The organism is Rhodococcus sp. KRD175 (assembly GCF_017168275.1).
Taxonomy (GTDB): domain Bacteria; phylum Actinomycetota; class Actinomycetes; order Mycobacteriales; family Mycobacteriaceae; genus Rhodococcoides; species Rhodococcoides fascians.
Genome location: NZ_JABFAQ010000007.1, coordinates 1 through 11977 on the forward strand (window position 1 = coordinate 1; position 11977 = coordinate 11977).

Consider the following 11977-nt stretch of genomic DNA (forward strand, 5'->3'; position numbering starts at 1 on the left):
TAAAACAACACCCGACAACAACCACCACAAGCGGATGGCTGATACATCGAATGCTTTCACCAAATAAAATTCGGCACTGACATTCATCGACACACTGTTGAGTTCTCAAAGAACACGCACACACCATTCACGTCCGAGATGATCTCGTCGGTGTCCGGGGCAACCGTTCCAGCTTAGATCGGATGTTCAGGCTCAGTCAAACTGGCCTTCGATCCGCGGTTAAGACACAACCGAAGTAGTGTCCGAACCAGATTGTGTAGCGCGCGTCCGCTTCGCTCAGGCCTTGCGGTCTGGGCTGGCGTCCGTGTCGCTCTGACTTGGACAAAGTTACGCCCCGGATAACAACGCGTCAAATCCCCAGGTCGTTCGGACACAATCGGTGTGAACAGCCTGGTCGCGCTCGATGGATTGCCCCTCGAGCGGATGTCCAAACCAAATTACATCAATGTGACTCCGGCCACTGGCCGATCCTGGATTCAGCGAGCCACGCGTGCTCCCGCAAAGTTCCGCTTCCCGCGCCGGACCACCAACCATTGTCCGTGCAAGAGGTCGTCGCTCGACGGTGTCCAGTTCTCGTCGGCGATCTTGACGTTGTTCACCGCTGCCCCGCCCTCTTTGACCGCCCGTCGCGCAGCACCCTTGCTCTCGCTCAACCCTGTCGCGACAAGGAGGTCGACGATCGTGTTCGGAGCACCCACCTCGATGTCGGCCACAGATGCCTCGTGCAACGCCGCTGCCAGAGTGCTCTCGTCGAGGTCGGTGAGCTCGGCCCGCCCGAACAGTGCTTGGCTGGCGAGTTCGACCGAGCGAGTCGCCTCTTCGCCGTGAACTAGAGTCGTCATCTCTGCTGCCAGTCGCTTCTGAGCTTCTCGCGCGTGCGGTCGCTCCTCGGTTGCTGTCTCCAATTCGGCCAGTTCGTCCTGGGACAGGAAGGTGAACCAGCGCAGGTACTTGACCACATCGGCGTCACCGGTGTTCACGAAGTACTGGTACCAGGCGTACGGGCTGGTCATCTCGGGGTCCAACCAGAGACTGCCACCACCGGTGGACTTACCGAACTTCTTGCCGTCCGACGACGTGACCAGGGGAACGGTCAGCGCGTGAACCTGTTCGGCGTCCTGCCGACGGTTCAGTTCCACGCCGGCGATGATGTTGCCCCACTGATCCGAGCCACCGATCTGCAGACTGCAGCCGTACTCCCGGCGCAGCTGGACGTAGTCGTTGGCCTGCAACAGCATGTAGCTGAACTCGGTGTACGACATGCCGTCGCCCTCGAGCCGAGTCTTGACCGTCTCCCGCGCGAGCATGACGTTGATCGAGAAGTGTTTGCCGACGTCTCGGAGGAAGTCGATGGTGGACAGCTCCCCTGTCCAGGACAGGTTGTTGACCACCACGCCACCGGTAGGGCCGTCGTCCAGGTCTACGAACCGTTCGAGCTGCCCCCGGATACGCGACGCCCATTCGGTGACCACCTCACGGGAGTTCATGGTCCGCTCCCCCACATCGCGAGGATCACCGATCAGTCCGGTTGCGCCGCCCGCCAGAATGATCGGCCGATGACCGGCCCGCTGGAACCGCTTCAAGGCGAGCAGCGGAACGAGGTGGCCGGCGTGGAGCGAGGGTCCGGTCGGGTCGAAACCGGAGTACAACGTGATCGGCCCGTCCGAGGTGGCCTTCTTCAGTGCTTCCACGTCGGTGGACTGCGCGATCAGTCCGCGCCAGGTCAATTCGTCGATGATGTTCTCGCTCACGACGTCGATCTTCCCGCATGCACTTGCCGCCGCCTCGTTCAGCCCTCACGCAAGCCGGGCTGGGGAGCGCGGGGACTGCGCCGGTAGTTCGACACTGCAGGCGAGGCCGGTAGCCAGAAACGCCACGGTCTGTCTGCTGCCACGCTCACACCCACGCGTGGACCGACTTTCAACGCCTCGTCGCCCAGCGGATGTTCGAGCAGCTCGAGGGTGATCGGTGACGACGCGTCGAACAGATCGGTCCCGTTGTCGGCAAGTCCCACTCCGAGTGCTCGTCCGAGATTGCCGGGCCCTCGAGCCCACCCGGCCTCGACCCGCGCTGTTCGCGACTTTCCGCCACCGCGCCTGCCGTCGACGAGGTCGTGACCTGCAACTACCTGACCGGCTCGAAGCAGGACGGCAGCGGCCGTCCCGTCCGGCCCGCAACTGACGTTCATGCACAGGTGCATGCCGTAACTCAGGTAGACGTACAGCCGACCCGCCGGACCGAACATCACGGCATTTCGGGGTGTCGGACCACGGAAAGAATGCGCAGCGGGATCGGGCCACGGACCGTCGACCGGACCGCCGTATGCCTCGACCTCCACGATGCGTACCGACACCGCGCCTGCATGGACGGTGGCCCCGAGGACACGTCGGGCTGCGTCGTCCGGCTCTCCGATTTCCAAGTCAGCAGCGTTCACCCGTCCCATGATGCTGAACCCTTGACCTCGAGGCATCGACGGGGCTATGACTGCATCGATCGATGAAAGTCTGGAGGCCGACATGGCGTTCACCGGGCAACATGCCGTCGAGATCACAGGGTTGACGGTTCGCCGCGGCAACCGAACGGTGCTGCACAATCTGTCCCTGACGATTCCGCGGGCTGCCATCACCGGCCTCCTCGGCCCATCGGGCTGCGGAAAGACCACGTTGATGCGCGCCATCGTCGGCACGCAGATCGTTGCCGGCGGAACCGTGACAGTGCTCGGATGCCCAGCCGGCTCCACCTCCCTGCGCCGCACCGTCGGGTACGTGACGCAGGCACCGAGCGTGTACCGAGACCTCACCGTTCGCGAGAACGTGCAGTACTTCGGGTCGCTCTACGGTCGCCGCCACTCCGAGGTGGCGTCCGCCATCGCGGCTGTCGGACTCACCGACCATGCGGCGTCGCGGGCGGGTGAGCTCTCCGGTGGCCAACTGAGCCGGGTCTCCCTGGCCAGCGCGCTGGTCGCCGAACCCGAACTCATCGTCCTCGACGAGCCGACGGTCGGGTTGGATCCCGTCCTTCGCTCGGAACTGTGGTCACGATTCGCCGCAATCGCAGCGGTAGGTACGACAGTGCTGGTCTCGAGCCACGTGATGGAGGAGGCAGAACACTGCAGCCAGCTCGTACTGATGCGCGACGGTGCCGTCCTGGACCGATCGAGCCCCGAAGCGCTACTGGCGCGGACGAAGGAAACGAACCTCGACCGCGCATTCCTCTCGCTCATCAGATCCACGGAACAGACATCGTGAACGCACGAATCTACGCAGCGGGTACGGGTCGAATCCTGCGCCAGCTCAGAGCCGATCACCGATCGGTGGCCATGGTCCTGCTCGTGCCGTCTCTACTGATTGTGTTGCTGTATTTCCTGTACCGAGACGTCCCGGCTCCGCCGAACCAACAATCGTCGTTCGATCGAATTGCGATCACGATGCTCGGCATTCTGCCGTTCGTCGTCATGTTTCTGCTCACGTCGATCTCGATGCAGCGTGAACGCAGCACGGGAACACTCGAACGCCTGCTGACCACACCGATGTCCAAGATGGACCTGCTTGCGAGTTACGGCTCGGCGTTCTCGCTCGCCGCTGTAGGGCAGGCGCTGCTCGCGTGCGCACTCGCATTCGGATTGCTCGGGCTCGACATCGAAGGCTCGATCGGGTGGGTTCTGGTGATCGCGGTACTCGGGGCGATGCTCGGAGTGGCGATCGGGCTGTTGTGCAGCGCTTTCGCACGTACCGAATTTCAAGCGGTCCAGTTCATGCCGGTCGTCGTGATCCCGCAGCTCTTCCTCTGCGGGCTCCTGGTGGCCCGCGATCAGATGCCGAGTTGGCTCGGTGCAGTCAGCAACCTTCTGCCGCTGAGCTACCTGGTGGACGCCCTGCAGGAGATATCCGTCCACCCCGATGCAACCAAGCGCATGGGGGCCGACATCGCCGTGGTCGTGATGTTCACCGTGGCAGCGCTGACCGGTGCGGCCGCGACATTGCGTCGGCGTACACCATGAACGAGGTGGTCTAGGACGTGGCGCGCGCCAGAATCGACTCGTGCTCGGCGTCGTCGACATCGCGCGCATCGTCGGCGAGCAACACCGGAATGCCGTTCTCTATCGGATATGCGCGACGCAGTCGCGGGTTGTAGAGCAATTCGTCCTCGACGAGCAGGAGCGGGCCCTTGTCCACAGGGCACGCGAGGATGGAGAGCAGTGTCGAGTCGATTGCCACAGGTGTCCTTCTGTCTGCTCCGACCGAGTCGGAGTGATGGTCTTCGTTCACGCTACCGAACGCCGATTGTTTCCGTCGTCGGGGCCGCCGGCCGTTCCTTCATGTCAGGAAGACTTCTCGGCGGTGGCCTGACGTCCCACGAAGCGTTCTGCCACAACAGCTTTCGTCAGTCGTCGGTAGCTGTTCGACTCCGGATCGTAGTACCACGATCGTGCGCTCGGAGTAGGAATTCCTGCCTGTTTCAATGCAGACGCGTTGGGTCGATAGGCGCGACCGACCGGGATGTCGGACACAACGTGGACGATCGCCGGACGCTCGTCCGGCAGAAGAACTCCCAGAGCATCGGTGAGAGCGCGAGCGGTGATCACCGCTTCCGGCTGCAGGGACACAGCGCACACTGCGACCTCGATAGCCGACGCTTCCATGCGGATCGACCGTGGCCCGTCGACGGCAACACGAACCCCGTAGACCACGGCCGAACCGACCTGGTCGAGATCGCCGACGGCGTCGACGATCGGCTGGGTGTACACCGGCCCCCGCGCCGAGCGCACCACAGTGTCCTTACGATCGATGAGCCAGTAATCGCCGTCGGAATCACGCCGGAACAGGTTCTCGGTGGGTATCCACGCGTCGGTGGGCTCGAAGACCCCACGCATGACATGGCTGGTCGCCTCTCCGTCACCGCTCGGGCGGCCCAGGAGCAGTCCGATCTCGTTGTCGCGGCACTGCCGCACGAATCCGTCGTCGTCCTCTTCGAGTCGACCGGTGATCGGGTCGTACGCCGCCAGAGCCACTCGCGCACTGCCGGGCAGAGGACGTCCCTTCGATCCGATCTTCGTCCCGGCGACATTGGCCAGAATGACATCGTTCTCGGTGGAGGCATAGAACTCGAGGACTCGCGCCGGGGTGAACTTCGCCAGCGTGCGACGCCACAATCCCACCGGCATACCGGAGCCGATGAACAGCCGAACCGGGTGACCGGTGTCGACCGGGAAGCGCCCCTCGTCGACGATCTGCTGCATCATCGTCCACGTGTAGCTGACGACGGTAACGCCGTAGCGGTACACCTCTTCCCTGAAGCGCTCGGGATCGAGACCACGGGAAAGAGCGATCCTCGATCCGCCGGCAAGCGCGCCGCCGATGGTCACGAGTATGCCCGCCGAATGATGCAGCGGTGCAAGGCAATACACGGTATCGCCGGGACCGAGAGCGGCCGTTGTCGCGGTACCGAAGGCGGACAGCGCCCAGCGGTGGTTGGTGATGTATCGCGGTTCGAGACCACGATCGGTCGTAGTGAACAGAATCATCGCCAGTTCGCGAGCGCGACCGGGATCCGGCTCGAACCAGGCGGGGAGTCGGACGGCGTCGGGGTCGATGGCTTCGAGGTCGATCACCTCGTAGCCGTCCGGAACCTCGAGTCGCCGCGTCTCACCACCGCCGAGCACTAGCACGTTGGGCGCAACCGGAACGGCCGCTGCGGCATTCTCCGGATCGGCGATCACAGTGTCGACGTCCACGGTGCGTAACGCGGCAGTGAGGTCGCTACCCGGCTGCAGCAACACCGGAACAGCGCCGATGCGCGACAGAGCCGCGATGGCGGCGAGGGCACTCGGCCTGGTCTCCATCAGCACACCGATGCGCGATGCCGGCCGTACACCGACACTGATCAGACCTCGAACCACGTTGTCGATACGCACGTTGACGGCGTCGTAGGTGTGCACACGGTCGTCGAAGAGGAAGCACTCGCCGAGCGGGGACTTTCTTCCCTGCTCAGCGATCAAGCGGCCCAACGAGACCCGACTGTGCGGCTGCATCTGCCCCAGCCGCGCCAGTCGCGGAAGGGTGCGCACGGCCTCGGTCGAGATCTCACGAGTGCCGCGCACAGCACCGGTCGCAGCCGAGGCCAATCCGCGTCCCACACCGACTCCCACTTCGGCGATGGAGGCAGCGGTATGGATGAGCCTGTTGGTGATCGACACTCCGCTGTCGCTGTCCGAGTGCTCCTCGTGTTCCATGACGCGAACTGCCTCGGGCTTCGGTCCGAGGTTCTCGCGCCACCGAATCCAGTTTCCGGTGGTCGGCCATGTCTGCGCAGCTGCCGTACTACCCACCACGAGACCGAAATGACCTGCACGCAAAGTGGTTTCGAATACCTGAGCACGAGGTGCGGCACGCCGGATTCCGCGGACCGCCAACGGCTGTCCGATGTCGTCCACCTCGCCGACGAACGCCAGCACCGGCACCGTCAACTCGGCAAGCGTCAACAGCCTGTCCTTGATGACGAAGCCGCCGGTCATCATGCGGTTGTGCACGACGAATTGCTTGAGCAACTCGGCCACGGCGGGCCCGGACCACGCCACCCAGCCGTCCATCGCCAGGAAGCGGCGCTGCGGCTCCCGAGGCAACAGTGCTTCCCGATCGTGCAACTGTCGCAGGAAATCCAAACGAGACCGCACGGTCTTCGCCGGGTCGAGTAGCTGGAATCCCGTCCGCGCCATCCACCCCGACACGGCCAAGCGCGTGAATACATGATCGGCGAGAAACTCCGCGCCCCGAGTGGCGACACCCGCCGGGATACCCAACGGCAAGCCGGCCAAGGTGTCGACCGGAGCCCCGAACGTGATGAGGCTGGCCAGGTTTCGTCCACCTCGATAGGCGGCAGCTTGGTAGCAGAACATGCCTCCCTGCGAGTATCCGCCGAGGTGAACGTCGCGGCCGGTGTGCTCGTGCACCTTGTCCACGACCTCGCTGATGGCGACGACGTGATCGGCCAGAGTACGGCTCCACCCGCCCTCTTCGGTATCGGGCGAACCGAAATCGACCACCCACGGGTCCATGCCCATGCCGTGCAGGATGCCGGCCGCACCTTGATCGGTGGTGACGTCGTACACGTCCGCGGAGACCATCATCGGCGGAATCAGCACCACCGGAGGACTGTCCACGGGAACGTCGTCGGGGAAGTAACGCCGCAACCGATACATCGGTTCACGGTCCATCACCCGAAAAGGTGACGGATCCACCTCGGTCTCGAGACCACCCAGTCGGATGACCTCGAGCCCGTTCTGGGCCGTTGCGATAGCACGCCGCAGTGGACCACGTACCGCGTCTGCATTCAGTCCCACAAATACACTCCTGCGTTCGGCCCCGACGGAACGACCGACATCGGTCTTCGCGTGACGAAAGCTTCTCACATCACACTCGTGGAATACGGCGAGGATGTCGACTAGTGCCGCAACACCGGCACCTCGGCCCACGCGCGCAACGTCGACGCAGTCGCCCGCACACCACCGAGTTGATGCGCCACCTGAACTGCCGCGGTGCCGCCGCGAGCATCACGCGACGAAATGGAACCCTCCACGGTGAGCACCTCGCGTACTGCCGGAGTGAGCGCCGGATCGATCGACGCGAGCTCGTCGTCGGTCAGATCCACCAGCCCCACGCCCCGCGCTTCTGCCGCGCGCACGCAGGCTCCCGCTGCCTCGTGGGCGACCCGGAACGCAATCCCTTGCCGCACCATCCATTCGGCGATATCGGTCGCGAGTGTGAACCCGGCCGGCGCGAGCTCGGCCATGCGATCGGTGTGGAACTCCAATGTCGCCGTCAAACCGGTGAGAGCCGGGAGCAGCAACTCGAGCTGTGCAACCGAATCGAAGACCGGCTCCTTATCTTCCTGAAGATCTCGGTTGTACGCCAACGGTTGTGCCTTGAGGGTGGCCAACAGGCCGGTCAGATTTCCGATCAGGCGGCCCGTCTTGCCACGAGTCAATTCGGCGACGTCGGGATTCTTCTTCTGCGGCATGATCGAGCTGCCCGTCGACCATGCATCTGCAAGAGTCACGTAACCGTATTCGGGTGTGCTCCACGAGATGACCTCCTCGGCGAACCGAGACAGGTCCACCGCCGTCATCGCCAACACGAACGCGGCTTCCGCCGCGAAATCACGCGAGGACGTGGCGTCGATCGAGTTCTCGGCGGACGAATCGAAGCCGAGTTCGGCGGCGATCTTCTCGGGGCTCAGACCGAGCGAGGAGCCGGCCAGAGCGCCGGAACCGTAGGGCGACACCGCCGCTCGCCTGTCGAAGTCCGCGAACCGCTGGACATCACGCAGCAGCGGATGAGTATGTGCGAGCAGATGATGCGCCAACAACACCGGCTGCGCCGCCTGCGAATGAGTCTTGCCTGGCATGACCGCGGTGGGGTGAGCCGCGGCCTGGGTCGCCAGTGCGTCCACGACGTCGAGAACACCGACCGCCACCCGACGGACGGCGTCGCGCAACCACATTCGAAACAGAGTCGCGACCTGGTCGTTGCGTGAGCGGCCGGCACGCAGGCGGCCACCCACCTCGGGTCCGACCCGATCGATCAATCCGCGTTCGAGAGCGCCGTGCACATCCTCGTCCGACTCGGCCGCGACGAACTCACCGGACGCCACGTCGTCGGCCAGCCGCTGCAAACCGTCGAGCATGGTCTCGAGATCCTGCGGGGTCAACAGTCCGGCACCGTTCAGAACCCGGGCGTGGGCCATGGACGCGCGAATGTCGTAGGGCGCGAGAACCCAGTCGAAGTGTGTCGATTTGCTCAGGGCTGCCATGGCAGCCGCCGGTCCGGAGGCGAAGCGCCCGCCCCACAGCGAGCCTTCGTTGGTTCCGTGTGCGTTGCTCGACGTGGTCACAGGCCCAGGTCCCGCTTCGCTGCGATCTTGGAGGAGAGCCCGTGCAGCTGCACGAATCCCTTGGCCGCGGACTGGTCGAACGTGTCGCCCTCGTCGTAGGTGGCGAGATTGAAGTCGTACAACGACTCCCCGCTGCGACGGCCGTTGACGATGATTCCGCCCGCGTGCAGGACCAGGCGAATTTCGCCCGAGACGTGTTCCTGCGTGTGCTGAACGAACGTGTCGAGCGCACCCTTGAGCGGCGAGTACCACAGGCCGTCGTAGACCAGCTCGGCCCACTTCTGGTCGGTATGACGCTTGTAGCGGCCGAGTTCGCGCTCGAGGGTCACGTGCTCGAGTTCTTCGTGCGCACGGATCAGCACCATCGCACCGGGGGCCTCGTAGATCTCACGGCTCTTGATGCCGACGAGGCGATCCTCGACGACGTCCAATCGGCCGACACCCTGAGCGCCCGCACGGGTGTTGAGTTCTTGGATCGCACCGAGCACCGACACCGGACGGCCGTCGATGGCGACCGGGCGACCCTTGTCGAACGTGAGGATCAGTTCGTCGGGCGCCTGGAAGTTGACCGTCGGATCCTCGGTGTAGTCGTACACATCCTTCGTCGGCGCGTTCCACAGATCTTCCAGGAAGCCGGTCTCCACTGCCCGTCCCCACACGTTCTGGTCGATGGAGAACGGCGACTTGGTGGTGACGTTGATCGGAATGTCGTTCTCCTCGGCGAACGCGATCGCCTTCTCCCGGGTCCACGCGTAATCGCGTACCGGTGCCAGCACTTCGAGCTCCGGAGCGAGCGTGTTGAAGCCGACCTCGAACCGGACCTGGTCGTTGCCCTTGCCCGTGCACCCGTGCGCGACGACGGTTCCGCCGTGCGCACGTGCGTTCTCCACCAGATGCTTGACGATCAGCGGGCGGCTGATGGCCGAGACCAACGGATACCGATCCATGTACAGCGCGTTGGATTGCACCGTCGGCAGGCAGTACTCGTCGGCGAACTCGTCCCTGGCGTCGACGACGACCGATTCGACTGCGCCGCAGTCCAATGCGCGCTGGCGGACGACATTCATGTCCTCACCGCCCTGGCCGAGGTCGATGGCAACAGCGACGACCTCCTTGCCGGTCTCCCGTCCGATCCAGCTGATGGCGACAGAGGTGTCGAGTCCGCCGGAGTAGGCGAGGATGACGCGTTCGGCCATGGTGATGACGCTCCTTCGTGGTTCGTGTGGTGCAGTGCGGAGTGACCGGATCTCAGTTTCCGCGTCGAGCGAGCTTTTCTATCTTGTCGGCGATCTCGCCGCCGGTGGTCGGTTCACGAGCGATGAGCAGAATCGTGTCATCACCGGCGATCGTTCCCACGACTTCCGGCAATGCAGCACGATCGAGCGCGCTGGCCAGGTAATGCGCAGCTCCGGGCGGTGTCCGCAGAACTGCCTGGTTTCCGCTGTGATCGGTAGACACCAACAGCTCCCCCAACAGCCGCAGGAGACGGTCGGTTCCGCCCGACACCCCGCGCACCGGGCTGCCGTCCTCGGGGACCACGTACACCCCGACGCCGCCGTCGGGAGCGCGCAACTTCACCGCACCCAACTCTTCGAGGTCACGCGACAGCGTCGCCTGGGTGGTGTCGATCCCCTCGGCGGCGAGCAACGACGCCAACTGCGGTTGACTGCGCACCTGATGCGTGGCCAGCAACGCGATGATCCGCGCCTGTCTGCCCGCGCGGGTCGACGCGGTCAGCGGAACCGCAGTGACGTCGTCACTCACGGTCGCCGAGCCTGCTCGAGGAGCCAGACCAGCAGTGCTTTCTGCGCGTGCAGACGGTTCTCGGCCTCGTCCCAGACGACACTGTGCGGACCGTCGAGCACCTCGTCGGTGATTTCCTCGCCGCGGTGGGCAGGAAGGCAATGCAGCACGACGGCGTCGGATTTCGCCTTCGACAGCAGCTCGGAGTCGATGCGGTAGGGCCGGAACGGAGCGACTCGATCGAGTCCGTCGTTCTCCTGACCCATCGATGTCCATGTATCGGTGACGAGAGCATCGGCACCGTCGGCGGCCTCGTCGGGGTCTTCGGTGACCGTGATGGACGCTCCGGTCTCCTCGGCGCGCGCACGTGCGGCATCGAGGACGTAACCGAGAGGTGCGAATTCCTTCGGAGCGGCAATTCTGACATCGAGTCCCGCGGTCACTCCGCCGATGAGAAGCGAATGTGCCATGTTGTTGGCACCGTCGCCGAAGTACGCCAGCGTCCGTCCGGTCAGGTTTCCCTTGTGCTCGATCAGCGTCTGCAGATCGGCGAGGACCTGGCAGGGATGGAATTCGTTGGACAGTGCATTGACGATGGGAATCGTTGCACCTGTTGCCATCTGCTCCAGCCGCTTCTGCCCGAACGTACGCCAGACGACTGCCTCGACGTAGCGGGAGAGCACGCGGCCGGTGTCCTGCAGAGTCTCCTCGCGTCCCAGTTGAGTGTCGCTTCCGGTGACCACAACGGCGTGGCCGCCCAACTGCGCAATGCCCAACTCGAACGAGAACCGAGTTCTGGTGGAGTTCTTCTCGAAGATCACACCGACACCCTTCGGCCCCTCGAGCGGCCGCTTGGAGAACGGAGCCCGCTTGATCTCGGCCGCGAGCGCCAGAATTTCGCCCTGCTGCTGCGGGGTGATGTCGTCGTCGCGAAGGAAGTGCTGAACGGTCATGGCTGGTGTGCCTCCTGTGCTGCGTCGAGAATTGCCGGTAGTGCCGAGACGAACGACGCGGCCTGCTCTTCGGTGATGATCAGCGGCGGTGCGAGCCGCAATACGTCTGGTTGCGCTGCATTGATCAGGAAGCCTGCGTCACGGGCCGCTGCCTCGGCTGCAGGCGCAACCGCGGCCGTGAGCACCACTCCGAGCAGAAGCCCGGAGCCCCGAACATGGCTGACGAGAGGGTGTTCGAGAGCCTCGATGGAATGAGCGATGGTCTTGCCGAGGCTGTCGGCGTGCGAAACGAGGTCGTCGGCGGCAATGGTCCGCAACACCGCCAACGCAGCAGCGGCGCAGACCGGGTTGCCGCCGAAGGTGGTGCCGTGCTTGCCCGGATGCAACAACTC

At 64.3% G+C, this 11977-nt stretch carries 11 protein-coding genes; 2 read left to right on the top strand and 9 right to left on the bottom strand.

Going from position 1 to position 11977, the window contains the following annotated elements; genetic code table 11:
• Positions 1-476: 476 nt before the first annotated feature.
• Positions 477-1751, bottom strand: coding sequence for a tyrosine--tRNA ligase (gene tyrS, locus J1M81_RS12225; RefSeq protein ID WP_027497224.1), 1275 nt, complete (start codon positions 1749-1751; stop codon positions 477-479).
• Positions 1752-1789: 38 nt separating this feature from the next.
• The gene (locus tag J1M81_RS12230) at positions 1790-2443 is read right to left on the bottom strand and encodes a DNA-3-methyladenine glycosylase (protein WP_032365509.1); all 654 of its coding nucleotides are present in this window, start codon (positions 2441-2443) and stop codon (positions 1790-1792) included.
• A gap of 73 nt (positions 2444-2516) precedes the next feature.
• On the opposite strand from J1M81_RS12230, the gene J1M81_RS12235 reads away from it, so the two are divergent.
• Both J1M81_RS12235 and J1M81_RS12240 read left to right on the top strand, forming a co-directional pair.
• Positions 2517-3248, top strand: coding sequence for an ABC transporter ATP-binding protein (locus J1M81_RS12235; protein WP_027497226.1), 732 nt, complete (start codon positions 2517-2519; stop codon positions 3246-3248).
• Positions 3245-4000, top strand: a complete 756-nt coding sequence (locus tag J1M81_RS12240; RefSeq protein WP_027497227.1) for an ABC transporter permease — start codon at positions 3245-3247, stop codon at positions 3998-4000. The genes J1M81_RS12235 and J1M81_RS12240 overlap by 4 nt, the downstream gene beginning before the upstream one ends.
• A gap of 10 nt (positions 4001-4010) precedes the next feature.
• Here the strand turns inward: J1M81_RS12240 and J1M81_RS12245 are convergent, their stop codons facing one another.
• From J1M81_RS12245 to J1M81_RS12275, 7 genes are all read right to left on the bottom strand, one after another.
• Positions 4011-4217, bottom strand: coding sequence for a Trm112 family protein (locus J1M81_RS12245; protein WP_027497228.1), 207 nt, complete (start codon positions 4215-4217; stop codon positions 4011-4013).
• Between the two features lie 104 nt (positions 4218-4321).
• Positions 4322-7339: an AMP-binding protein gene (locus J1M81_RS12250; protein WP_206498115.1), complete on the bottom strand. Its 3018-nt coding sequence runs from the start codon at positions 7337-7339 to the stop codon at positions 4322-4324.
• A 101-nt stretch (positions 7340-7440) separates the two neighbouring features.
• Positions 7441-8889: an argininosuccinate lyase gene (gene argH / locus J1M81_RS12255; protein ID WP_027497230.1), complete on the bottom strand. Its 1449-nt coding sequence runs from the start codon at positions 8887-8889 to the stop codon at positions 7441-7443.
• Complete coding sequence (locus J1M81_RS12260; protein WP_048318718.1) at positions 8886-10085, bottom strand: argininosuccinate synthase; 1200 nt, start codon at positions 10083-10085, stop codon at positions 8886-8888. Before J1M81_RS12260 ends, argH begins: the two co-directional genes overlap by 4 nt.
• A 52-nt stretch (positions 10086-10137) precedes the next feature.
• Positions 10138-10653, bottom strand: a complete 516-nt coding sequence (locus J1M81_RS12265) for an arginine repressor (protein ID WP_032365512.1) — start codon at positions 10651-10653, stop codon at positions 10138-10140.
• Entirely contained in the window at positions 10650-11585 is a 936-nt protein-coding gene (gene argF / locus J1M81_RS12270) for an ornithine carbamoyltransferase (protein ID WP_032365513.1), read from the bottom strand. The genes J1M81_RS12265 and argF overlap by 4 nt, the downstream gene beginning before the upstream one ends.
• The coding region (locus J1M81_RS12275; RefSeq protein ID WP_206498116.1) for an aminotransferase class III-fold pyridoxal phosphate-dependent enzyme at positions 11582-11977 on the bottom strand (396 nt) is incomplete at its 5' end. The genes J1M81_RS12275 and argF, both read right to left, overlap by 4 nt.